The sequence below is a fragment of the Citrobacter sp. Cpa228 genome (assembly GCF_030333085.1).
Taxonomy (GTDB): Bacteria; Pseudomonadota; Gammaproteobacteria; order Enterobacterales; family Enterobacteriaceae; genus Citrobacter; species Citrobacter pasteurii.
In genome coordinates, this window is record NZ_JAOWGQ010000055.1 from 388303 (window position 1) to 411427 (window position 23125).

The 23125-nt window shown below is 50.9% G+C and carries 20 protein-coding genes, 1 tRNA gene and 1 pseudogene; 8 read left to right on the top strand and 14 right to left on the bottom strand.

Going from position 1 to position 23125, the window contains the following annotated elements:
- The first annotated feature begins 315 nt into the window (after window positions 1-315).
- The 3 genes and pseudogenes from OGX91_RS20330 to OGX91_RS24235 form a co-directional block, all read left to right on the top strand.
- Window positions 316-1173 carry a hypothetical protein gene (locus OGX91_RS20330; protein ID WP_286627237.1) on the top strand — a complete coding sequence of 286 codons (858 nt, stop codon included), beginning with the start codon at window positions 316-318 and terminating at the stop codon, window positions 1171-1173.
- Window positions 1170-1388 carry a hypothetical protein gene (locus tag OGX91_RS20335; RefSeq protein WP_061068184.1) on the top strand — a complete coding sequence of 73 codons (219 nt, stop codon included), beginning with the start codon at window positions 1170-1172 and terminating at the stop codon, window positions 1386-1388. The genes OGX91_RS20330 and OGX91_RS20335 overlap by 4 nt, the downstream gene beginning before the upstream one ends.
- 5 nt (window positions 1389-1393) lie before the next feature.
- Window positions 1394-1566: pseudogene (locus tag OGX91_RS24235) on the top strand (VENN motif pre-toxin domain-containing protein); the annotation flags it as partial.
- Window positions 1567-1663: 97 nt separating this feature from the next.
- On the opposite strand, the gene OGX91_RS20340 reads toward OGX91_RS24235, so the two are convergent.
- The 3 genes from OGX91_RS20340 to OGX91_RS20350 form a co-directional block, all read right to left on the bottom strand.
- Window positions 1664-1740, bottom strand: a tRNA-Pro gene (locus OGX91_RS20340).
- 75 nt (window positions 1741-1815) lie between these two features.
- The gene (gene yejM / locus OGX91_RS20345; protein WP_286627238.1) at window positions 1816-3576 is read right to left on the bottom strand and encodes an LPS biosynthesis-modulating metalloenzyme YejM; all 1761 of its coding nucleotides are present in this window, start codon (window positions 3574-3576) and stop codon (window positions 1816-1818) included.
- A 31-nt stretch (window positions 3577-3607) separates the two neighbouring features.
- On the bottom strand, window positions 3608-3835 hold the full coding sequence (locus OGX91_RS20350; protein WP_003027506.1) for a YejL family protein: 228 nt from the start codon (window positions 3833-3835) through the stop codon (window positions 3608-3610).
- 134 nt (window positions 3836-3969) lie between these two features.
- Here OGX91_RS20350 and yejK point away from each other — a divergent pair, with 134 nt between their 5' ends.
- On the top strand, window positions 3970-4977 hold the full coding sequence (yejK, locus tag OGX91_RS20355) for a nucleoid-associated protein YejK (protein ID WP_005129293.1): 1008 nt from the start codon (window positions 3970-3972) through the stop codon (window positions 4975-4977).
- A gap of 120 nt (window positions 4978-5097) precedes the next feature.
- Here yejK and rplY read toward each other — a convergent pair whose 3' ends face one another.
- Window positions 5098-5382 carry a 50S ribosomal protein L25 gene (gene rplY, locus OGX91_RS20360; RefSeq protein ID WP_005129291.1) on the bottom strand — a complete coding sequence of 95 codons (285 nt, stop codon included), beginning with the start codon at window positions 5380-5382 and terminating at the stop codon, window positions 5098-5100.
- Window positions 5383-5506: 124 nt separating this feature from the next.
- Window positions 5507-7267 (bottom strand): DNA repair helicase RadD, encoded by a 1761-nt coding sequence (radD, locus tag OGX91_RS20365; RefSeq protein ID WP_005129290.1) that lies wholly within the window; start codon window positions 7265-7267, stop codon window positions 5507-5509.
- A gap of 151 nt (window positions 7268-7418) precedes the next feature.
- Between radD and rsuA the strand changes: the two genes are divergently transcribed.
- The 3 genes from rsuA (at window position 7419) to OGX91_RS20380 (ending at window position 10010) form a co-directional block, all read left to right on the top strand.
- Window positions 7419-8126, top strand: a complete 708-nt coding sequence (gene rsuA, locus OGX91_RS20370) for a 16S rRNA pseudouridine(516) synthase RsuA (RefSeq protein WP_005129288.1) — start codon at window positions 7419-7421, stop codon at window positions 8124-8126.
- A 15-nt stretch (window positions 8127-8141) separates the two neighbouring features.
- A complete protein-coding gene (locus OGX91_RS20375; RefSeq protein ID WP_149691476.1) occupies window positions 8142-9332 on the top strand; it encodes a Bcr/CflA family multidrug efflux MFS transporter in 1191 nt (396 codons plus the stop codon).
- A gap of 333 nt (window positions 9333-9665) precedes the next feature.
- Complete coding sequence (locus OGX91_RS20380; protein ID WP_087051313.1) at window positions 9666-10010, top strand: YejG family protein; 345 nt, start codon at window positions 9666-9668, stop codon at window positions 10008-10010.
- Window positions 10011-10013: 3 nt separating this feature from the next.
- On the opposite strand, the gene yejF is transcribed toward OGX91_RS20380, so the two are convergent.
- The 9 genes from yejF to OGX91_RS20425 form a co-directional block, all read right to left on the bottom strand.
- Window positions 10014-11603, bottom strand: a complete 1590-nt coding sequence (gene yejF, locus OGX91_RS20385) for a microcin C ABC transporter ATP-binding protein YejF (RefSeq protein WP_149691477.1) — start codon at window positions 11601-11603, stop codon at window positions 10014-10016.
- A 1-nt stretch (window position 11604) separates the two neighbouring features.
- Window positions 11605-12630, bottom strand: coding sequence for an ABC transporter permease (locus OGX91_RS20390; RefSeq protein WP_005129278.1), 1026 nt, complete (start codon window positions 12628-12630; stop codon window positions 11605-11607).
- Window positions 12630-13724: a microcin C ABC transporter permease YejB gene (locus OGX91_RS20395; RefSeq protein WP_040230596.1), complete on the bottom strand. Its 1095-nt coding sequence runs from the start codon at window positions 13722-13724 to the stop codon at window positions 12630-12632. Before OGX91_RS20395 ends, OGX91_RS20390 begins: the two co-directional genes overlap by 1 nt.
- The gene (locus tag OGX91_RS20400) at window positions 13725-15539 is read right to left on the bottom strand and encodes an extracellular solute-binding protein (protein ID WP_155021340.1); all 1815 of its coding nucleotides are present in this window, start codon (window positions 15537-15539) and stop codon (window positions 13725-13727) included.
- A gap of 100 nt (window positions 15540-15639) precedes the next feature.
- Entirely contained in the window at window positions 15640-17199 is a 1560-nt protein-coding gene (locus tag OGX91_RS20405) for a cyclic di-GMP phosphodiesterase (protein WP_286627239.1), read from the bottom strand.
- A 182-nt stretch (window positions 17200-17381) separates the two neighbouring features.
- Window positions 17382-17951 (bottom strand): bifunctional murein DD-endopeptidase/murein LD-carboxypeptidase, encoded by a 570-nt coding sequence (mepS, locus tag OGX91_RS20410; protein WP_040230600.1) that lies wholly within the window; start codon window positions 17949-17951, stop codon window positions 17382-17384.
- Between the two features lie 413 nt (window positions 17952-18364).
- Entirely contained in the window at window positions 18365-19078 is a 714-nt protein-coding gene (locus tag OGX91_RS20415) for a phosphatase PAP2 family protein (protein WP_005129267.1), read from the bottom strand.
- Between the two features lie 34 nt (window positions 19079-19112).
- Window positions 19113-20099, bottom strand: a complete 987-nt coding sequence (locus OGX91_RS20420) for a CobW family GTP-binding protein (protein WP_005129264.1) — start codon at window positions 20097-20099, stop codon at window positions 19113-19115.
- 119 nt (window positions 20100-20218) lie between these two features.
- Window positions 20219-21685, bottom strand: coding sequence for a mannitol dehydrogenase family protein (locus OGX91_RS20425; RefSeq protein ID WP_040230601.1), 1467 nt, complete (start codon window positions 21683-21685; stop codon window positions 20219-20221).
- 202 nt (window positions 21686-21887) lie between these two features.
- Between OGX91_RS20425 and uxuA the strand changes: the two genes are divergently transcribed.
- Window positions 21888-23078: a mannonate dehydratase gene (gene uxuA, locus OGX91_RS20430; RefSeq protein WP_005129262.1), complete on the top strand. Its 1191-nt coding sequence runs from the start codon at window positions 21888-21890 to the stop codon at window positions 23076-23078.
- Window positions 23079-23125 lie beyond the last annotated feature (47 nt).

Here is a 23125-nt window from a genome sequence, read left to right on the forward strand (position 1 = left end):
AACTGGATTTACTGCAAGGGACCGGACGCCAGAGCAGATCGCACACCATCGGTACATTGTGGCGGGGTATGCCACATCTGCTCAGGGCGTCAGGTCACTGTTCTGGTGATCTCCGCCGGGGCGGTAGCGTGCTAGGGCGAAAAACGCTTAACAGCGCAAAAAGTTACCACTCCGGAAGTATAGCAGGGAAAATCGGTTGTAACTCACGGAAAGAACAGGGTAAAACCGGGTTCATCGCAGCAACCTGTACCGGACAGAGTTGTTATTGAGAATAACTATCTGAGCTACGACGAGGCTCATGCTTTTGACAGAGAAATGACTGCCTGTCGTAAAGCCGGTCGTGAATGCGGAGATATTCAGAACAAGTATGCTGTAATTAGTGCTGATAACCGGCTGAAATTGCATATTGATTTGGCTGCCGACCCTCTGACGGCGCTGTCCGGGGAAGATAAATGGAATATTGAGGGCGGACTTAGCGCGGCAGGTCGGCCTGGCTGGCTGTATGGTTCGCTGGAAAACCCGGATGTGAAGGACTACGTCATTGAAGGTAACCGCTACGACTTAAACTATCTGAATAGCAATACGTCACAGGGTGATAGAGCTCTGGCTTTCTTCGGTGAGCCAGAAAATTATTGGGGTACGGTTGCCGGAGCGGGTTCGTTGTTAACGTCATCAGCCACGCTGACGGAAAAATTTGTTAGTGCCGGGCTGAGTTACGGAGCAAATGGGGCTGTCCAGGTTGCAACCGGCAATACCGGTGAGAAGTTCGATTACCTCAGTTTCATGATGTCAGGCTTAACTGGTGTAGGTACAGCCAGGAAAGGATATTACGCTAACCAGTTGTTAGGGGCCGGTAGCGCTTACATGAGCAGTCAGATTGAAGGCCAGGACAGTACCGCATCAGTAGTGGGCAGTATGGCCGGTACAGGTTTTGGCTATAATATTGGTGCTTCAATTACTAATAAGTTTGAATCACAGTATATAAAAAATCAGCTAGGAATGGATGCCAGTAAGTATTCACTGAAATATTCGGAAAAATCTATCGGATACGGTATATATCAGGGCGGTCAAATGAGCTCATACCCTGGTATACTGGGTGGTTTTGGTGGTTCTGTAATCTCAGAATGGACTGGCAATGTGACGCAAAAAGAAGCTAATGGAGATAGTAGATGAAACATCCTCTATTAGAACTTATTAAGTTGGTGTTTATACTGGCAGTTACGTTCTCTATTGGAATGGTTGCTAGTACCTGGCTGATCAGTAAAGGAGATGTTCCCTTTTCGGAATATATCTTAGCTGGAAAAATTGGTGCAATTGTTGGTGTGTGGGGAGGGGCAGGAGTTTGGCTACTGCTCTATTTACAAGTACTAAAATATAATCGTAAGTAGTTGTTGTTGAGAATAATTTCCTTTGTGCAACATCTTCAGACAAACTTGATAAGGCCGTTGAGAAAATTAAGAACGGTGATAAGTCATTAGCAACTGCTAATGACTTATCAAGCTGGAGAATGCCGATAAACGTAGCGATGCACTGGTTCCTAAATTCACCAAAGATCCTTCACATATGCGCCGGGGTTTTTCCCCGATAATTCCCCATTGCTTCCCCATACAGAAAACAGGCATAAAAAAACCAACCGTAGAAGGTTGGTTTTTTTGGGGAATTTTGGTCGGCACGAGAGGATTTGAACCTCCGACCCCCGACACCCCATGACGGTGCGCTACCAGGCTGCGCTACGTGCCGACACTTATGGCTGCTAATACTACTGCTTTCCACCACGAATGCAAGAGGATGGACTGCTAACTGATTTATAATTAATCAGTTAGCGATAAATCGTTTCTCATCCGTCAGCACTTGCAGCAGCAAACTTAGCTGCGGTTTCTGATCTTTAATTTTCTCGCCGCGTAAATTATAGGTCTGGTAATTACCGTTGTTATTAAGCACCAGCGTCATCTCTGGTGTGGTAATGGCCATGGTGCTGCTGTCAGCTGCCGTGACCCAGTAATGGCGCCGTGTTGCATTAAACAAATCCTGACCCTGTGAGTACTCGCTTGCTGGGGTACTGACGTGGAGCAGGCGCTGCATCAGTGTTGTCATCAGGTCAGTATGATCGGTCAGACTATTAATACGCTGCGCAGGTGTTCCCGGCCAGTGAATAACCAGAGGCACCTGTAGATGGCCACGTGACCAGGCAAAGTTATTCTCTTCCTGCGTCAGCGGCACGCCCCGACCTGCGGTAATAATGACCACCGTATTGTTCAGCTTCCCGGAATCACGCAGTGCGCTGAGAATACGGTTGATGTTGGCATCCACATCTTGCGCCGCGCTGGCGTAGCGTTTGGCAAAATTCTTCTGGTTGCTGTCATCAAGGTTCGTCCCGTTAAAGGAGACCCACGAGAACCAGCGGTTATCTTCTTGCGCGTAGCGTCCCAGCCAGTTAATCCACTGGCTTGCGGTTTGTTCGTCAGATTGCGTTTGTACGCTTGGCATCGAGAAATCTGACAGTAGCGCCTGGCGATAAAGCGGGCTGGTAAAGCCATCCGAGGAGAATAGCCCTAACTGATAACCCTGCTGGTTCAGCGCGGAAATCAGCGCCGCAGGCGTTCGGGTCGATAAAATGCCATCCATGTAGCTTGGTGAGACGCCGTAGAACAGGCCGAAAATACCGTTATCCGTGGTGTTGCTGGAGCTCATGTGACGCGTAAAGGAGATGTTCTGCCCGGCAAATTCTGCCAGTGCAGGCATCTGCTGTTCAAAGCGCGAGTAGTTCAGACCGTCAACGGTGATCAGCAGGACGTTCTGGCCGGTGCCCATATCGCGATAGCGCAGTTCGCTAAGCGGGTACTGCACGGAAACTGCTTCCGGATTCCCCTGTTCGATCAGGCGACGCTGATACTCTTGCGCATCCAGCAGACCATGTTTTTCCAGGAACTTACGCGCCGTCATCGGATAGGAGAGCGGCAGGTTTGCGCGCTGCATGGTAACCGGGCGATAGAAATTGGCATCTGCCCAGATATACATCACGTGCGAGGCGATAAAGCAAATGAAGAAGAATGCGGCTAACGGTTTGGCAAAATGGCGGCGACGCGTCAGGCTGCGCAGTTTCTGCCAGCTCCAGGTCGCAAACAGCATTTCGATTAGCAGAATGATTGGCACGCTGATAAACATCAGTTGCCAGTCGCGGGCCGCTTCATTCTGGTCAGGGTTAATGACCAGCTCCCAGACGATGGGGTTGAGATGCAGGTGGAAGCGGGTGAACACTTCGCTGTCGATCAACAACAGCGTCATGCCTGCTGTCGCCAGAATCGCTGATAAGAATCGCATCAGCCTCTGGGACATGACGATAAACGTCAGAGGAAACAGGATTAGCAGATAGGTGGCAAACACCAGGAAGCTAAAATGCCCGACAACGCTCAGGTAAGAATAAACACGCCCTGCAAGCGTTGTCGGCCAGTCGGCGACAAACAGGTAACGGCTACCGAGTACCATGGCCAACAGAATGTTGAACAAGGCAAACCAGTGCCCCCAGCTAACCATCTGGGAGACTTTCTCACGGTAGCGCTGACGATGAGTTACCATAAACTGTTGTTCGTTTCCCCGGAGCAGGCTCTTAGTGCGCTTGGTCGTCGTTTACCGAAGACTGCAATGCGCGGGCAAAAGAGTTCGCAATCGCCTGGCGCTGGGCCGGTGCGATGCTTGTATTGATAAGGTTAGTCACCATATTTCCCAAAACCATCAGGGAAAGATCGGTTGGTGCCTTATGTTTTTCCAGTACGTTGAGCATCTCATTCAGTAATTGTTCAACGTGTTCGTCACTATAGCGGGAAATTTGTGGCATAAATCGAAATCAGTCTGTTCATGAAAGGGCAACATATTACCGTAGAGACAGTTTTTTTTCTGCTTTTTTATCTTCTATTGCGTCACTGCCCGGCAGGTGGTTGAATACCGCCCGGTCTAAAAGGAGAGTTTATCATGAGTCTGGATATCAACCAGATTGCCCTGCACCAGCTTATCAAACGTGACGAGCAGAATCTTGAGCTGGTCTTGCGCGATTCATTACTGGAACCGACAGCGACGGTTGTCGAGATGATGGCTGAGTTGCACCGGGTGTATAGCGCCAAGAATAAAGCCTATGGCCTGTTTAGCGAAGAGAGCGAGCTGGCGCAAACGCTGCGCTTACAGCGCCAGGGTGAAGAGGATTTTCTGGCTTTTAGTCGTGCTGCGACCGGGCGTTTGCGGGACGAGCTGGCGAAATATCCTTTTGCCGACGGCGGTATTGTCCTGTTCTGCCATTACCGTTATCTGGCGGTAGAGTATCTGCTGGTCGCCGTGCTGAACAATTTAAGCAGCATGCGCGTCAATGAAAATCTGGATATCAACCCGACGCACTATCTGGATATCAATCATGCGGATATCGTCGCGCGTATTGATTTAACCGAGTGGGAAACCAACCCGGAGTCCACGCGCTATTTGACGTTCCTGAAAGGGCGGGTCGGGCGTAAAGTTGCCGATTTCTTTATGGATTTCCTCGGCGCCAGCGAAGGTCTGAATGCCAAAGCGCAAAACCGTGGCCTGCTGCAGGCGGTCGATGACTTTACTGCCGAGGCGCAGCTCGATAAAGCTGAACGCCAGAACGTGCGTCAGCAGGTGTACAGCTACTGCAATGAACAGCTACAAGCCGGTGAAGAGATCGAGCTGGAGTCGCTGTCCAAAGAGCTTTCCGGCGTCAGTGAAGTTAGCTTCAGCGAATTTACCGCTGATAAAGGTTACGAGCTGGAAGAGAGCTTCCCTGCGGATCGCAGTACGCTGCGTCAGTTAACCAAATTTGCCGGCAGCGGCGGTGGGTTAACCATCAACTTCGACGCCATGCTACTGGGTGAACGTATTTTCTGGGATCCGGCTACAGATACTTTGACCATCAAAGGTACGCCGCCGAACCTGCGTGACCAACTGCAGCGTCGCACGTCGGGCGGGAAATAAAACCGTTTGCCGGGTGAGAGCGTAAACGCCTTATCCGGTCGACGAGAACCATCAGTATCGATTACAAAATCCCATAAAAAAACCCCGCCTTGGCGGGGTTTTTCTTCAACTTGTTTGCGATTACGCGCGAACGAAGTCGATGTGAGACAGCTTCGGCTTGAACGGGTGACGCTGTACAGCCTGAGCTTTAACTTTAACTTCTTTACCGTCAACAACGATGGTCAGAACTTCGCTGTAGAATTCAGCTTTAGCTTGCATGTTCATAACTGCATCGTGATCCAGTTCGATAGCAACCGGGGCTTCTGCGCCACCGTAGATGATTGCCGGGAACTTGTTAGCGGCACGCAGGCGGCGGCTCGCACCCTTACCCTGCTCTTTACGTACTTCAGCGTTGATAGTAAACATTTAAATCTCTCTTTAATAATTCCTGCTACAGGCGACCCAGCAACAGGTAAGTGATCTGCTTTGCGTATGCAAAAGCGGGCGAGATTCTATACTCAAACGGCTGGTACATCAATCAAAAGTACGATTAACCGCGTAATTCATGTGCCCGCCGGAAACGACCTTCGTAATCAAAGACCTTTTCACGCACCTGCCAGTACTGACCTTTCATGCGCGCCACCACGAAATCAGGATGACGTAACAGTGCCTGCTGGGCGAGGATATCAGCGGCGGTTATCCAGCGTAAGGGAATGCCAGGCGTTCGGGTGTGCGGGCGAATAAACAGTTGCTCGAAGGCTGTACGCTGCGCGGGAGTATGCAGGCGAAAGCGTTCGCTGACGTCGGCGCCATCTTCATCGTAATAGGTAATTTTTAGCCATTCGCCTTTTTCATCCTGACCATTTTGTAGCGCCATCCCGCTGCAGCGCAGAACCAGCGCATCTTTAAGCCTGAGCGCGGCTTTCAGCATGTCATCCGGGTCAACCAGTACTGTGTCGCACTCGCGGCAGCGGCGGGCGGCGATGTCATTTTCCGCGTTGCACTGCGGGCAGTTTTTAAAACGGAAACGAAAATCGCACTGTTCGCGATGGCCGTCATCATCTTCAAACCATCCCTGACAGCGGCGGCCAAAGTGCTCAATCAGCGTGCCGTCGGCCGTTGTTTTGCCCCAGAAGGTGTTGGCAAAGCCGCAGGCAGGACAGAACACCTGTACCGGAACGTTGTCACTTTTTCCTTTCGGCGCACCCACTTCCGGGGCGTACAGATCGTGCGGGTTGCCAGCGTAATCGAGGATCAGACAGTCGGTTTTCCCCGGCGCCAGGCGCAACCCACGACCGACAATTTGTTGGTAAAGGCTAACTGACTCGGTCGGGCGCAGAATGGCGATAAGGTCGACGTGCGGGGCATCGAAGCCAGTGGTCAGGACCGACACATTCACCAGATAGCGAAAGCGCTGCGCTTTGAAGTTTTCGATTAATACATCACGTTCCGATCCCGGTGTCTCTCCGGTGATAAGCGCGGCATCATCAGCGGGCAGCAGGCCGACAATCTCTTTGGCGTGCTCAACGGTAGCGGCGAAAATCATTACCCCTTTGCGCGTCTGAGCAAACTCGACAATCTGACTGATGATATGCGGTGTTATGCGTTGTTGTTTTTTCAGCTCCTTATTAAGGTCGGCTTCACTGAACAGGCCATTACTCTGCGCCTGCAGGCGGCTGAAATCATATTGTACGACCGGCATATCGAGGCGTTCCGGCGGCGTCAGATAACCGTGCTTAATCATGTAGCGCAGCGGCAATTCATAAATGCAATCGCGAAATAACGCTTTTTCATCGCCGCGTACCATTCCGTGATAATGGAAATGATAAATCCAGCCTTTGCCCAAACGAAAAGGCGTGGCGGTAAGCCCGAGCAGTCGTAAGTGGGGATTTACGTTGGTCAGGTGAGTGAGGATTTGCTGATACTGACTCTCTTCATCATCGCCAATGCGATGGCATTCATCGACGATAAGCAGGGAGAATTCTCCCTGAAAGGCATCCAGATTACGCGCCACCGACTGTACGCTGCCAAATACCACTTTCCCGTGGCTCTCTTTACGCTTCAGACCTGCCGCAAAAATATCGGCTTCCAGCCCCAGAGCGCAGTACTTGGCATGATTCTGCGCGACCAGCTCTTTGACGTGCGCCAGCACCAATACGCGCCCACGTGCAACCCGCGCCAGTTCAGCAATCACCAGGCTTTTGCCTGCGCCTGTGGGGAGGACGATAACTGCCGGAGTGCGGTGATGGCGAAAATGGTTGAGCGTGGCATCCACGGCTTCTTTTTGGTAAGGACGAAGAGTAAAAATCATGGGCTCACAATATGTAACAGTCTCGCGTATAGTATGCCACGAATCTTTTTCCCTTGAGGGAAGTTGTTAGCTCGTTATACTGAGCGGAAAACGGCTCCACTTTTCGGGCATAACGCCCGATTTCCGTATTGTTACAGGCAAAATCACACTCATGCGACTTGATAAATTTATCGCTCAGCAACTCGGCGTCAGCCGCGCTATTGCCGGGCGTGAGATCCGTGGTAACCGTGTTACCGTCGACGGCGAAATCGTCAGAAATAGCGCTTTTAAGCTGCTGCCAGAACATGACGTTGAATATGACGGCAATTCTCTGGTTCAACAGACTGGCCCACGCTATTTTATGCTGAATAAGCCTCAGGGCTATGTTTGCTCCACGGATGACCCGGATCACCCGACGGTGCTCTATTTTCTTGATGAGCCTGTCGCGCACAAACTGCATGCGGCAGGGCGTCTGGATATCGACACCACCGGACTGGTGCTGATGACCGATGACGGACAGTGGTCGCATCGGATCACTTCGCCACGCCACCATTGTGAGAAAACCTATCTGGTGACGCTGGAATCGCCGGTAGCAGATGATACCGCTGAACAGTTTGCCCATGGTGTACAGTTGCATAATGAGAAAGACCTGACCAAACCGGCCGTGCTGGAAGTCATTACGCCAACTCAGGTGCGCTTGACCATCAGCGAAGGGCGCTATCATCAGGTTAAACGTATGTTTGCCGCCGTGGGTAACCACGTTGTGGAACTGCACCGCGAACGGATTGGTGACATCAGGCTTGATGATGATCTGGCACCGGGTGAATACCGTCTTTTGACCGAAGAAGAAATCGCCAGCGTTAACTTAACCCCGCGTTAATTTCAGGAGCTAAATGTGACCACCCGGCAGAACTCGTCAATTGCCATTGTCTTTATCCTTGGCTTGTTAGCCATGTTGATGCCGTTGTCGATTGATATGTATCTTCCGGCGCTGCCAGTTATCTCTGAACAGTTTGGTGTGCCAGCAGGTAGCGCGCAAATGACCCTCAGTACCTATATTCTGGGGTTCGCGGTGGGGCAGTTGATCTATGGTCCGATGGCCGACAGCATCGGGCGTAAACCGGTGATACTGGGCGGGACGCTGGTGTTTGCGGCGGCGGCAGTGGCCTGCGCGCTGGCGCAAACCATCGATCAACTGATCGTGATGCGTTTCTTCCACGGCCTGGCGGCCGCGGCGGCGAGCGTGGTTATCAACGCCCTGATGCGTGATATCTATCCGAAAGAAGAGTTTTCGCGCATGATGTCATTCGTCATGCTGGTGACGACAATTGCGCCATTAATGGCGCCGATTATCGGTGGCTGGGTGTTGGTGTGGCTGAGCTGGCACTACATCTTTTGGATCCTCGCCGTGGCGGCTATTCTGGCGTCGGTGATGATCCTTACGCTGATCAAAGAGACCTTGCCCGTTGAGCGTCGTCAGCCGTTTCGCTTGCGTACTACTCTGGGCAACTTTGCCTCGCTGTTTCGCCACAAGCGCGTCCTGAGTTACATGCTGGCCAGTGGGTTCAGCTTTGCCGGGATGTTCTCATTCCTGAGCGCCGGACCTTTTGTCTACATTGAGATCAACCACGTTTCACCGCAGAATTTCGGCTATTACTTCGCGCTGAATATTGTGTTCCTGTTCGTGATGACCATCATCAACAGCCGCTTTGTTCGGCGGGTTGGTGCACTAAATATGTTCCGTACTGGCCTGTGGATCCAGTTTGTGATGGCGGGCTGGATGGTATTCAGCGCGCTATTCGGGATTGGATTCTGGGCACTGGTTGTCGGTGTTGCGGCGTTTGTAGGCTGTGTGTCGATGGTGTCATCCAACGCCATGGCGGTGATTCTCGATGAATTCCCACATATGGCGGGAACGGCGTCATCGCTGGCAGGAACGTTCCGCTTCGGTATTGGTGCCATCGTTGGGGCGCTGTTATCTCTGGCAACCTTTAACTCAGCCTGGCCAATGATTTGGTCGATTGCATTTTGCGCCACCAGCTCAATTATCTTCTATCTCTACGCCAGTCGCGCCAAAAAACGGTGATCTATTACACAACCTGGGGGTCATAAGGCCTCCGGAGTTGATGTATATCAACCGCAAATCTATCATTTTCCCCGCTTATGTTTATTTTATGTAAAATCAATTTATGTAAAAAGTCACATCATTGTAGTTAAAAAGGTTGAGTTAGATCGCAGAAACGAGTACATATAGCGCGGAAACATGCCTGAACCGTTGAATAAATTTAAATAGTGGATTCGGAAAGCGGCATAAAGACTGGGTGTAAACGTTTACCAACTGTCTAAAGACGTATTGTCAATGATGTGTTAATATTGATGTAAAATAATTGTGAAGTGATTGTGCTTCCAGGGAAAGAAAGTGATGACATTACAACTCTCAATCGTTCATCGTCTGCCGCAGTGCTATCGTTGGTCGGTGGGTTTCGCAGGTTCAAAGGTTGAACCGATTCCGCACAACGGTCAGAGCAATGAGAACAGCCTGGTGGCCCTCAAATTGCTTAGCCCTGATGGTGACAGTGCGTGGTCAGTCATGCATAAACTCAGCCAGGCACTTAGCGATATTGAAGTTCCTTGTTCCGTACTGGAATGTGAAGGGGAACCGTGCCTGTTTGTGAATCGCCAAGATGAGTTTGCCGCGACCTGCAGGCTGAAAAATTTCGGCGTGGCCATCGCAGAACCGTTTTCAAACAACAATCCGTTTTGAGCGTCAGCTTAGCGCGAGCAACTGACGCGTATAGGCCCGTTGTGGCGCGTTAAATACGTGCTCGCATTGCCCCTGTTCCACGACTTCTCCCTGCCGCAACACAATTACCTGATGGCATAGCGCACGTACAACGTGTAAATCATGGCTGATAAAAATATAAGCCAGGCGATGCTTTTCCTGTAAGGACTTTAACAGCGTGAGGATTTGCGCCTGTACGGTTCTGTCGAGCGAGGATGTCGGCTCATCCAGAATGATCAGCGAGGGTTTCAGAATCAATGCCCTGGCAATGGCTATGCGCTGGCGTTGACCACCGGAAAACTCTGCAGGATAACGATGGCGGGTTTCGCTATCGAGTCCGACTTCAGCCATCACTGCTTTTACCTGCGCTTCACGCTGTTCAGCGGAAAGCGTTGGCTGGTGAACGCGCAATCCCTCTTCAATAATTTGTAATACGCTCAAACGCGGATTCAGTGAAGAGTTGGGATCCTGAAAGACCACCTGAATGCGGTGGCGTATTGGCAACAGTTGGCGACGATTTAAGGTATGCAGCGCCAGACCATCGAACACAATACTGCCTTGTGATGTGATTAATCGCAGCAGCGCCAGACCGGTGGTACTTTTCCCGGATCCTGATTCGCCCACCAGCCCCAGTGTTTCACCGGGTCTGAGGGTAAAACTGACGTTGTTAACCACCACGTTATGATCCACCACGCGCTTGAGGATACCTTTGCGTACAGGAAAGGCGACCCTGAGCCCATTCACTTCCAGTAATGGCGGCTGTCCGGCTGGTAAAGGGACTGGATCGCCGGAGGGTTCGCTATTTAACAGTTTCTGTGTGTAGGAATGGGTTGGCGCGGCAAGCAGTGGCTCGGCACGGTTTTGTTCAACGCATTGACCGTTCTGCATGACGGCAATGGAATCGGCCAGTTTTCTCACGATGCTGAGATTATGAGTGATAAACAGCAATCCCATGTTCAGCTCACGCTGCAACTCCCGCAGCAGTTGCAAAATTTGCGCCTGCACAGAGACATCCAGCGCGGTTGTGGGTTCGTCGGCAATTAGCAGCTCCGGGCGGGTTAACAGCGCCATAGCAATCATTACGCGCTGGCGCTCACCGCCGGAAAGCTGGTGCGGATAATCTGTAAGGCGTTTCGCTGCATGGCGAATGCCTACACGATCCAGACAGGTCAGAATTTCTGCCCGTGCGGCTTCCCGACGCATTCCCCTATGCAAAGACAGGACTTCATAGAGCTGTTTTTCAAGGTTATGCAATGGGTTCAACGACACCATTGGTTCCTGGAAAATCATGGCGATTTTATTTCCCCGTACACCGCGAAGCGTCTGCTCGTTAGCGTGAAGTAATGATGCACCGTGAAAGCGGATATCACCGGAGAGGTACACCGCGGGCGGCGTGGGTAACAGACGCAACACCGAAAGCGCGGTGACGCTTTTACCTGAACCGGATTCACCCACCAGCGCCAGCGTTTGCCCGGCATCAACGCGCAAAGAGAGTGTATTGACTACAGTGCGTACGCTATCTTGTTGACGAAAACCGACTGATAAATTCTCAATAGCTAACAGAGGTTGTGTCATCTTAAATCGCCTTATTGGGATCAAATGCGTCGCGTACCGCTTCACCAATAAAGATCAGTAGCGATAATAGCAGGGCAACGGAGATGAACGCGGTGATGCCAAGCCACGGCGCCTGCAGGTTGTTTTTACCCTGTAACAGGAGTTCTCCCAGCGATGGCGAGCCAAGCGGTAAGCCAAACCCAAGAAAATCCAGCGAGGTAAGGGTCGTTATCGAGGCGCATAAAATAAACGGTAAAAAGGTCAGGGCGGCAACCATCGCATTCGGTAGCATATGGCGCAGAATAATACTGCGATCGCTAACCCCGAGCGCTTGCGCTGCGCGAATGTAATCAAAGTTTCGGGTGCGCAGAAATTCCGCGCGTACCACGCCAACCAGGCTCATCCAGCCAAACAGCACGGTGATAGCTAATAGCCACCAGAAGTTAGGTTGAACGACGCTGGATAGCAAAATAATCAGAAACAGCGTTGGCATACCGGACCACACTTCGATGAACCGTTGTCCCCACAGGTCTACCTTACCGCCATAATAGCCCTGTAGCGCGCCGGCCATCACCCCCATGACGCTGGAACACAGGGTCAGCATCAAGCCAAACAGAATTGAGATGCGGGTGCCGTAAAGGATACGCGCCAGCACGTCACCACCATTTGCGTCAGTACCCAGCCAGTTTTGCGCAGAGGGGGGAGAGGGGAAGGGCTTATCGGTGGCAAAGTTGATGCTGGTAGCGCCGAACCGGATGGGGGCCCATAGTATCCAACCCCGGCTCTCCAGACGGTGTTGCAGCCACGGATCCTGATAATCAGCCTTTGTTGCTAACGGGCCGCCGAAATCGCTCTCACTGTAGTTTTTAACCAGAGGGAAATACCAGCTGTCGTCATAGCGTACCAACAGCGGCTTATCATTAGCGATCAGCTCGGAACACATGCTCAGGCCAAACAACACCAAAAAAATCCATAATGACCAGTAGCCGCGGCGGTTATGACGAAAACGCGCCCAGCGGGCCTGATTGACGGGGCTTAATCGCGACATTAGCGTCCCTCAAAATCAATACGAGGATCGACCAACGTATAGCTGATATCACTGAGGATATTGAGCAACAGGCCGATCAGGGTGAAGATGTAGAGTGTGCCGAACATCACCGGGTAGTCGCGCGATACGGTAGATTCATACCCCAGTAATCCCAGACCATTAAGTGAAAACATCACTTCAATCAGCAGTGAACCGGTGAAAAACATACTGATAAATGTGGCGGGAAATCCTGCGATTACCAGCAACATGGCATTGCGGAACACATGCTTCCATAGAATATTTTTCTCACTAACGCCTTTGGCACGCGCAGTAACGACATATTGCTTACGTACCTCATCCAGAAATGAGTTTTTAGTCAGCATGGTCAGCGCGGCGAACCCACCCACCACGGTTGCCAGCACTGGCAGAGTAATGTGCCACAGATAATCGGTAATTTTTTGATACCAGGGCAGGGCGTCAAAGTTAGCGGACACGAGCCCACGTAGCGGGAACAGGTCGTAATAGCTGCCCCCGGCAAAAAAAACGATCAGCAAAATGGCAAACAGAAAGGCCGGAATGGCATAGCCAATAATAATAAATGCGCTGCTCCAGACATCAAACCGGCTGCCATTGTGAACCGCTTTGCGGATCCCAAGCGGTATCGACACCAGATAGATGATAAGCGTACTCCACAGCCCCAGGGTAACGGACACCGGGAGGCTGTCTTTGATTAGCGTAAGAACAGAGGCGCTGCGGAACAGACTGTCGCCAAAATCAAAACGGATATAGTCCCAGAGCATCTTGAAATAGCGTTCATGAATGGGTTTATCGAATCCGTAGCGACGGGTAATTTCCGCAATAACCTCCGGGTCAAGGCCCCGACCGCCACGGTAGTTACTGTCGCTGATATTCCCAACGCCGGTTTGCGCGTGGCTGGCGCGAACACCTTCGCTGCCCGCACCGGGCAACGCACCGCTTTGTCCGAACTCAATGGCGGCGACGGCCTGCTCAACAGGACCGCCAGGTGCTATCTGTACGATAAAAAAGTTGATAGTAATGATGGCCCAGAGCGTGGGGATCACCAGCAGCAGACGTCGAATCAGATAAGCACCCATTTATTCTCCCTGCCGTCTGGCTGCGGGCAGTTTCGCCGCTTTGTTGACGTCATACCACCAGTTGTCGATGCCAATGGTATAAATCGGGCGGATAGCCGGATGCGAAAACTTATCCCACCAGGCGATACGATCTTCTGCCATGTACCACATCGGCAACATGTAGTAGTTCCAGGTTAATACCCGGTCCAGTGCCCGCCCCAACGGGATCAGTTTGGCTTTATTCCCTTGTGCGGCAATGATCTGGCTAATCAGTTTATCAATGACCGGGCTTTGCACACCGGGCGCGTTATAGCTGGAGTCTATATATTCAGAGGCCCACAGAATTTGCAGGTCTGAGCTTGGCCACGGCATTGCGCGATAGAGCCTGGGCATCATGTCATAGTCACGGCTGCGCAAACGGTTAGTGATTTGCGAGTTATCGACCTGGCGGATATTCATCGTAATACCTAACCGTTGCAGGTTGTGCTGGAATGGCAATACCCACTGGCTGTTGCTGCCTGCCGGGAGTAATAACTCGAAGGTCAGCGGTTTACCGCTGGTGATATTTATCCGTTGTTGTCCTTTTAGTATCCATCCCGCCTGTTGGAGTAACGTATCGGCTTTCAACAGGTTTTCACGATCGTAGCCATCGCCTTCCGACATCGGTGGTTGATAGATTTGACTGAAGACTTCCGGTGGCAGCTCTTTTTTCAATGGCGCGAGGATCACCAGTTCATCCGCATCGGGATAACCTCTGGCTGCATACTCGGTGTTCTGGAAATAGCTGTTTGTCCGACTCCAGGCATTATAAAACAGGGCCTTATTCATCCATTCGAAATCGAAGGCCAGCGTAATCGCTTCCCGTACACGTCGGTCACTAAACATTGGACGTTGAATATTAAAGGCTAACCATCGAGTGTCCTGCGCGGACTCATTCTTTTGTTGGTCTTTGACAATGTAATGATTGGCGAAATTCTTACCGGTATAACGGGTTGCCCAATTTTTTGCATCGTTTTCAAGTCGCAGGTCGAACGCTCCAGCCTTAAATGCTTCAAAAGCGACGTTATCATCTAAATAGTAATCGTAGCGGAGGGTATCAAAGTTCCAGCGCCCGCGATTGACGGGCAGGTTTGCCGCCCAATAATCTTTAACGCGCGAATAAACAATGTACTGTCCCATTTTCCATTGACTGATGCGATAAGGGCCGCTGGCAAGTGGTGGAGACGACAAGGGGTCGCTGAGCTTGTGATCTTTCCAGTACTTTTCGGGCATAACGGGTAAGGAAAACAGGCTGAGCATATCCTCTTTACCCGGTTTGGCGAGTTCAATTCGCACTGTTAACGGGGCAATTGCCTTTACCGTTGTTCCTTTGTAGACCAGACGAAACTGCGGTACGCCTTCGGTCATAAATTTATGGAAGGTGAATTCGACATCGCGTGCGGTAATGGGTGAACCATCGTGAAAACGGGCCCGCGGATTAATCGCGATTTCTACCCACGAGTAATCATCGGCGTAACGCGCTCTGTCAGCGATGAGCGGGTAGTAGCTGCCGGGTTCGTCATCCGAGGTGGTAAACAGCGTATCGTAGAGCGTTTCGGTGCGTGCTCCAGGGTTGCCGCGCATCGAGTAGCGGTTGAAGTTGTCGAAGGTACCAAGGGCAGAGAGGGTGAGCTGCCCGCCTTTAGGGGCTGCGGGGTTAACATAATCAAAGTGATTAAAATTAAACGCGTACTTGGGGTCGCCCAACACGGCAAAGGCGTAGCTTTCTTTGATGGATTGGGCATGAACGTTAAACCCGATAAGGGCGATAAACAGAAGCAGTACGCGAGGAATCATATCACAGAGGTTTCCTTGTCCTGTCACAACCCGACAGGCTTCTTGCCTGAGAAATAGCGGTTGGGATGGCGAATGAAAATATATAAATCGCCTGGTGCGATCACCACGTTGGCTTATCGGATTGCGCCATCCAACGTACAAAATCATCAAGCAATAATGGGCGGCTGATCCAGTATCCCTGGAAGAAATGAACCCCGCGATCGCGCAGCCATCGGGCTTGCTCAGGCGTTTCTACCCCTTCGGCAACCGTCAGCATATTAAGACGCTTAGACAGTGTCAACACCGCATCCAGTACCGGAGACGTTAGCGTTTCTGTCCCAATAGCGTTGATAAATCCTCGGTCGATTTTCAGATAGTCAACGGTAAAGCGTTCCAGATAAATGAGTGCGCTATGGCCGGTGCCGAAATCATCAATGGCAATTTCGAATCCGGCAGCGTGTAGCCATTCAAATAACTTTGATGCTTCATGCTGATTGAGCATATCGCGTTCGGTGATTTCGAGTACAACCTGGAAATGGTGTGGTGGCAGGGAGGCGTTCAGGCGCTGAATATCGTCTTTAAAGCTCTCACCATGCAGGTGCGTTGGGGCGATGTTGAGCCCGAGCTTTGCGCCTTGCGGTAACACTTTTTTTAATGCGGGGGCATCACGGGCCACCAGTTTGAACAGATGCTGCGTCAGCGGTACGATCATTTGCTGTGATTCAGCGTAGTGAATAAACGCATCTGGCGGGATCTCACCTGTTGTCGGGTGGCGCCAGCGTAACAATACTTCTACGCCTTTTACTTCCAGCGTCTGCATTTCAACGACCGGTTGGTAGACCACATAAAACTGATCGTGCTTGATAGCGTTGAGAATATCCTTTCCCGGGCGTAAACGAACGGCGTAGTTGTAGTACCACAAAAGCAACCCGGTCATGATCCCGGCCATACATCCCAACATGACGGCATACCAGACGTCAGTGTACGTCCACTCTTGCGCATATAGCCGGATCTTCATCGGGATCCCTTTCAGCGTTGTCTGGCGCCAGGTGGTTTCCGGAAGCGCGGAAACGTCCATCAGTTGGGATGAAAATGTCGTGATAGCGGTATCACCAACAATAATTGCAAGACCGTCAAAATCATCTTCTCGGGCGGTATAGAGCAGGTAAGGCGCCAGATTGATATTCAGTGAGGAAAACACGCCACTATTCTTAAATGAAGGATTCCGCTGCCAAATCATGATCGCTGGATTGTCCGGCATCATCGGGGTACCGGACAGTAATTCCACATCGATATTTTGCTTGAGATCCAGCTTCGGAACCAGCGACAGAATAGGCGAGTCCATCGCGCCAGTTGCGGAGGAGCAGAAAGCAATACCATCTTTTACCAATAAAAAAGCGCGTACATTGAGGTTAAACGCTGCGCTGGCGGTCAGCCTGGCGGCAACTTGTTGGCAATTGTATGAGACCAGCGGCTGCAGGGAATCTGTTGTGCTTTTGAGGTCTGAGAGGTAACTGCTGATGTAAGAATCGATATCGGAAAGAAGCGTTTCGTACTTAACATCTCGTTTGTGCCAGGTGGCAACAAACTGCAGGGTGCTGACAAGTACCGCGACGACTACCCCCGTAAAAATACAGGTAAAAAGGACATTTCGACTGGAAGATGAGGGACGTCTGAACATAGTTCCTTATGTTTACCTGGGGTATTTGCTTATTATTAAACTGCTTGATCTGTAAAACTATAACCTGGATTGATTCGTATGGTGAGATTTTTCTTAAACATAGCGCAACGCAAAAAGCACTGCCGAAGCAGTGCTTTTGATAAGTCTCATCAGGATAGCCAAGGGATAGCTGCCAAACGAAATTAACTGCGGCTCAGAACCCGGCGAGCTTCGTTGTAACGTTTTTTCCAGTAAGGCTCGTTCATGCTGGAAATGATAACGCCACTGCTGGTCGAGGCATGTACAAACTGGTTATTGCCGATATAGATACCGACGTGACGGCCGGTGGAACCCGCACGGAACAGAACCAGATCGCCTGTGCGCAGATTAGTGCGCGAAACGGATTTGCCCGTTTCCTGTTGCTCGTAGGTTGAGCGCGGAAGCTCTAAACCAAATTGCTCGCGGAATGTACGCTGTACGAAGCTTGAGCAATCAATGCCTTTTTTAGTGCTGCCGCCAAGGCGGTAACGCACGCCTTTCCAGTCAGCGTATTGATCCATAATACGTGATTTAACATCGATATTACGTACCATACTTTCAAATTCATCCTGAGAGGCTTGCAGTGAAGAGTTATCTCCATTACCCACAGCATGCGTCTCAGAATGCATATTCTTCGCGGTGTTCGATGTGCTACATGCAGAAAGCAGAACCGCAACTGCTATCGCGGGTATCCCCCGCAAGATATATCTCAAAATCGGTTGAGATTTGACCATTTTGTTTGTTTTCCCTTGAAGTCCTTAACGATAAATATCGTTATAAAAAATGCCAAACGTGACGAGACTAATTACCAACGCATGATGAGACAATTCTTTAAGGTCAAATCTGTGGCAGAACGCACAAATTTATTCTTATAGTGAACAATTATCCTGCGAGGCAAAACGAGTCTGAGATTACCCGATCGCTCCGGTCATTGCGAGTGATTTTATGTGATTTCTTATAAGAAAAAGTGATACAGAAAGTGAATAAACTGCATTGGCTAAATTAAGAACAGATAGAGTGAAAAACACGCAATTCATTCATTTTAAACAGGAATAATATGACAGGAGAATGACAGTCAGAAGGATAATTTCCTGGCAGATATCATCAGGAAATCAGAAGCATTCCTGATGATGTTAATTACTTTGCGTTATTTGTTTAAAAATTGTTTATTTTTGCCGGGAAGATAATGAATAAACAGCGTAACCAGGCGGTCGCTTAATGGCGTCATTAACCACCAGGGCAAGCCAATCAATACGACGGTCATTGAACCTACCACGATATCTGTGAGCCAATGTGCGCCGATCATTACGCGTGGAAAGGCAAAAACCACAGTGATAATAAGGCCGATTATTCCTGCGACTTTTCCGAAATAACGTAGCATAAATGCGGAAAAAATAAGCAGCATCATACCGTGATCGCCAGGAAAACTGTCTCTGGATGCATCTTTTGTTGAAATATGCAGCAGCTCGCTGACGCGATTAATATTATCGAACGTGAGGGTGGGGCTGGCGCGCTTAACCGGAATAAGCGCCTGGCCCAGTTGGTTTAATATCACCGCTGTAAGCAGCATCACCAGCCCAATCGCCACAATACGACGACGACCTTCCTGCGTTTCTTTTAACCAAAAACTCAGCATTAATGCGCCCATCGCCAATAATGAACAGCCGTCAAATGCCCGGTTATTGGTGACCGCGACAATCCACAGGAACAGCGGGCTCTCAACCAGCTTATGATTGAAGAAGTGGAAGATGCCCGAATCAAGAGAAAACCAGAGCCCATGCCCGTGTGGAAGGTACCAGGACAAAAATAGCGCCAGACCAGCAATATTAAGCAGGAGTATTAGTGGGTATCGGGTTTTCATCGTCGTTTACCATTGCCATAAAACGGAGGCAACCTTACGCGCCAGCGTCTAAACGAAGCCTCAACAATGCACTCTGTAATGCATTCCAGTCGGTCTCGGTATCGGAGATGAGTTCAATGCGGCTATCTGGAGGGGCGACGTTTTGGGTCTCAATATGCCAGTCCTCACCCTGACGATTGATACGCACCAGCCCCTCTTTAATACGCATCACTCCCTTCACGCGGCCGACAGGGGCGAGACGTGACCATTCCAGCAGGCCGATGGTATCGAACACCGTGTCAGCGTCAAAAATCCAGCCGCAGGCCTGATGCCCCTGACCGCTGTTCAGACTGCGACGCCAGCGTTGCTGCGCAGGCAGGCTTAGTGCTGCCAGCCCTTTTTTATCAGCATGCTGGTGAGTATGTGCCGCACTGGAGGGAAGCTCCGTCAGATTCAGTCGGGGCAAATCCAGTAAGTGTCCGTCGATCTGTCCATGATCGGCATAAACTAACTGGCGGTTACCGCCGTAGTGCTGCCACCAGGTTTGCAGAGCAGTTTCGCTTTCTGTCGTGGCACGATCGGATTTATTGGCAACGATAATATCGGCAGAGGCCAACTGATCGCGGAAATTCTCATTCGCGACGCTTTTTTCATTCAGCAACAGGCGCGGATCAAGGATACAGATCGTTGCGCGCAAGTCGATCCACGGTTCGTAAACCGGCGCGGTGAGTAAATCCAGAATTTGTTTGGGATGCCCGAGACCGGTGGGCTCAATCAGCAGTCGATCCGGTTTTCCCTGACGTAACAGCGTATTGAGACCAACCTGCATGGGCAAACCATTAACGCAGCACATACAGCCGCCGGGGATCTCTTTGAGCATTGCGCCGCTGTCGGCGAGCAGCGCGCCGTCGATACCCACTTCGCCAAACTCATTGACCAGAACGGCCCACTTCTCTGCGGGATCTTTGTTGGCCAATAGATGAAGAATAGATGTGGTTTTGCCACTGCCAAGAAAACCCGTGATGAGATTGGTTTTAGTCACGTTTACTCCAGATTCATAAATTACCGTGATGGCTTTTAACAATCCTGGCGAAAAACGGGGGAAAAGAGAAGCGCAGAGAGGACGAAGACGAACTTCGTCCTGTTTAATGGCAGAAATCGTTAACTTTTTAACGTCTCGATGACCGCCTGATGTGCACCGTATTGGGCGATACGTTGCCAGGCTCTTTCTACGGTATCGACGAAGCGTGGGTTCTGTGCGAGGTCAGTGGCAAAGATTTCGTGCAGTGAAAGCAGCGCGCTGACGCGTTCTGATTCCGTACTCTGTTCGACGATAGTGCGGATTTTGTCACTCATCGGGTCACGAATATCGATAATTTCACCTGAATCATCAATCCCGCTTACGTAGCGCATCCAGCCCGCAATGCCGAGCGCCAGCAGCGGCCACTCGCTTTGGCGTGCTAAATGAACGCGAATCCCGTCCAGCATACGTTGGGGTAATTTTTGGCTGCCATCCATCGCGATTTGCCAGGTTTTATGTTTCAGCGCCGGATTGGCAAAGCGTTCCAGCAGGCTGTCGGCATACTGGTCTAAATCAACGTTGGTGATGCGTAGCGTCGGGGCTTGTTCGCTGAGCATCAGGCGATGAGCCGCTTCGCGAAATGCGCTGTCCTGCATACAGTCGCTGATATGCTGGAATCCCGCCAGATAACCGAGGTAAGCGAGAAACGAATGGCTACCGTTCAGCATCCGCAGTTTCATTTGCTCCCACGGCAAAACGTCATCAACCATCTGTACACCGGCCATTTCCCATTGCGGACGGCCGCTGACAAAATGGTCTTCAATGACCCACTGAATAAACGGCTCGCAGCTGATTGCGCAAGGGTCTGCCACGCCTAATTCGCGGGCAATTTCATCCAGTGATTCTTCAGTCGCTGCCGGGACAATCCGGTCTACCATGGTTCCCGGGAAACTGACGTGCTCTCGAATCCAGTTAGCCAGTTCAGGTGAGCGTTTCTCCGCCATTCCCAGTACGGCGTTTTTTACCACATGACCGTTGTCCGGGATGTTATCACAGGAGAGGACGGTAAACGGTTGCAGCCCACGTTGACGTCGGCGGTGTAGTGCCTCAACAATAATACCCGGTGCAGAATGGGGTTCATGCGGTACTTGCAGATCGTGAATAATGCGCGGGTTAGCGATATCGAGTGACCCCGTGGCAGGATCAATACAGTAGCCTTTTTCCGTAATGGTTAACGAGACAATCGCGACCTGAGGCTCGCAAAATTTTTCGATAATAGCCGCCAGTGAATCCAGCTTTGCATTCAGGCACTCGTTGACGGCCCCGACGATAATCGGCTGGTTGCCGGCCGCACCTTTTTCCAGCACGGTAAATAAATGATCCTGTTCGCGTAGCTGGCTCATCAACCGGTCGCCGCTGAACAGGCTGATCTCACAAATTCCCCAGTCTCCGCCCTGCGAATTTAGCACCCGGTCGGTCAATAACGCCTGATGGGCACGATGAAATGCACCGAAACCAAAATGTACGATCCGCGTTTTTAGCTGTTGGCGATCGTACTGAGGCATCACGACATTTTCCGCAAGAGACGCTGAGGCAATAGTCTTCATTAAATACACCTGATTAACCATTAATTAACAATGGCAGTATAAAGTTATATGACAACAAATTGAATTGGTGTGCCTCATTTATCCGGGTAATGTGAGCTGGATCAATCAATGATGGGTGATGTGTTGATCGTATAGCGGATGCCTGTATGGTAGTCGTCATAAAAGTCGGTTAATTTGGTATAACAACTTGTGAGGTGAAGCAATGGAACAAACCTGGCGTTGGTACGGACCAAACGATCCAGTATCGCTTGATGATGTGCGGCAGGCTGGCGCAACGGGTGTTGTGACCGCCTTGCACCACATTCCAAACGGTGAAGTGTGGCCCGTAGAAGAAATTCAAAAGCGCCAGGCGATTCTGGCCGAAAAAGGGCTGACCTGGTCGGTGGTGGAAAGCATCCCCGTCCACGAAGATATCAAAACACAATCCGGCCAATATCAGACGTGGATTGCAAACTACCAGCAAAGTATTCGTAACCTGGCGACCTGCGGTATTGATACTGTGTGCTACAACTTCATGCCGATCCTCGACTGGACGCGTACCGACCTTGAATATCAGTTACCGGATGGATCCAAAGCACTGCGTTTTGACCAGATTGCGTTCGCGGCTTTTGAATTGCACATTCTGCAACGTCCGGGTGCAGAAGCCGATTACACCGCTGAAGAGCAGCGTCAGGCGTTGGATTACTTCAATGCAATGACCGCTGCCGACATTGAAAAGCTGACCCGCAACATTATCGCTGGCCTGCCTGGTGCCGAAGAGGGATATACGCTGGATCAGTTCCGCGCGCGTCTTGCTGAATATGACGGCATCAGCAAAGACGATCTGCGCAATAATATGGCGGTATTCCTGCGGGCGATTGTGCCTGTTGCTGAGGAAGTTGGCGTACGTCTGGCAGTGCATCCTGACGATCCGCCACGGCCAATCCTCGGTCTGCCACGTATCGTGTCGACCATTGAAGATATGCAATGGCTGAAAGAAACAGTTGATAGTATCAATAACGGTTTCACTATGTGTACCGGTTCGTACGGCGTGCGCGCCGATAACGATCTGGTAAAAATGATTGAGACCTTTGGCGATCGTATTCACTTCACACACTTGCGTTCAACCTGCCGTGAAGAAAACCCGAAAACCTTCCACGAAGGCGCACACTTGCAGGGCGATGTGGATATGGTATCGGTGGTGGCAGCCATTTTGAGTGAAGAGCAACGCCGTAAGAAAGTGGGTGATTTGCGTCCGATCCCAATGCGCCCGGATCATGGGCATCAGATGCTTGATGATCTGCACAAGAAAACGAATCCGGGCTACTCCGCGATTGGTCGCCTGAAAGGGCTGGCAGAAGTTCGCGGCGTGGAGCTGGCGCTGAAAAAAACGCAGTTCCGCGATCTGCTGTAATTCGCTCAACACCAGGCGATAAATTGCCGGATGGCGCTTGTCCCGTC